Source organism: Streptomyces sp. NPDC091649 (assembly GCF_044756785.1).
Taxonomy (GTDB): Bacteria; Actinomycetota; Actinomycetes; order Streptomycetales; family Streptomycetaceae; genus Streptomyces.
This window is the reverse complement of record NZ_JBIVTR010000046.1, coordinates 1-1423: the sequence shown is the minus strand read 5'-3', so window position 1 is coordinate 1423 and position 1423 is coordinate 1. Positions and strand designations below refer to the sequence as shown.

General features: G+C 69.0%; 1 protein-coding gene. It reads right to left on the bottom strand.

What is annotated here, in order from left to right; all coding sequences use genetic code 11:
- Positions 1-19: 19 nt before the first annotated feature.
- On the bottom strand, positions 20-1222 hold the full coding sequence (locus ACIQMU_RS31575) for an IS110 family transposase (protein ID WP_352244122.1): 1203 nt from the start codon (positions 1220-1222) through the stop codon (positions 20-22).
- Between the last annotated feature and the right edge of the window lie 201 nt (positions 1223-1423).

Below are 1423 nucleotides of genomic sequence, written 5' to 3'. Positions count from 1 at the left end.
AGGAGTCTCAATGACGAAGTCAAGCCGCCTGCGTGAGCGGCAGGACGGGGGTGAAGACTCGTCCGTCACGGAGCAGAGCCCAGAGCACGCTGGCTCGTCGGCGTGCGAGGGCGATGACGGCCTGGACGTGTTTGCAGCCCTCGCCGCGCTTCTTGAGGTAGAAGTCCCGGTTCGGTCCTTCGCGGATGATGCTGGTCTGCGCGGACATGTAGAACACCCTTCGCAGGCGGCGGCTGTAGCGCTTGGGCCGGTGGAGGTTGCCGGTCCTGCGTCCGGAGTCGCGTGGGACGGGCACCAACCCGGCCGCCGAGGCCAGGTGGCCGGCGTCGGTGTAGGCCGACAGGTCGCCGGCGGCGACGACGAACTCGGCCCCGAGTATCGGGCCCATCCCGGGCAGGGACTCGATGATCTCAGCCTGCGGGTGGCTGCGGAACGTCTCCCGGATCTGCTTGTCGATCCGCTTCAGCCGGTCGTCCAGGGCCAGGATTTGAGCTGCCAGGTCGGCGACGATCTGCGCGGCGACATCTTCCCCGGGCAGCGCGGTCTGCTGGGCCTGCGCGGCTTCCAGCGCGGTCGCGGCGACCGCGTCAGCACCCCGGACACTACGGTTGGCCAGCCAGGCCGTCAGCCGGGCCCTGCCGCGGCGACGGATCACAGCCGGCGTCTGGTAACCGGTCAGCAGCACCAACGCACCTTTGTGGGCCGAGTAGTCGAAGGCCCGCTCCAGTGCGGGGAAGATCCCGGTCAGCACGTCACGCAGACGGTTGATCATTCGCACCCGGTCGGCCACCAGGTCGGAGCGGTGGGCGGTCAGCAGCGCGAGGTCGGCGGCCAGCTGGGCGGGCACGTCGATGGTGGCGAAGTCACCGCGGTGGCGGGCAGTCTCGGCGATGACGTAGGCGTCGCGGGCGTCGGTCTTCGCTTCGCCCCGGTAGGCGCCGGACATGCGGTTGACCGTTCGGCCTGGCACGTAGACGGTCTGCTGGCCGTGGGCCGCGAGCAGGGCCAGCAGCAGCGCGGAGGATGTGCCGGAGATGTCCACGGCCCAGTGGACCCGGTCCGCCAGGTCCAGGATCTCGCCGAGCGCGGTCAGGATCGCCGACTCGTCGTTGTCGACCTTCTTCGACCACAGCGTCGCGCCGGTCTCATCGATCACAGCCGCCCAGTGGTGACCTTTGCCGGCATCGACACCGGCCCAGACCTGGTCCTTCCGCTTACTCACGTGCCCCTCCTCGACCCACACGGCATGCCGTCGGCCCGAGGAACACCCCGCTGTCATCTCCGTAATCAGCGACCGAAGCGCACATCTCAATCAGCAGCCAGGGCGCCCCGGAGAGCCGGACGGCCACTCCTTGGGAGCCACAAATGGCAAGACACCATCAGCCACATCCGGCCCTCCCGGGCCGCCTAACACCTTACGGAG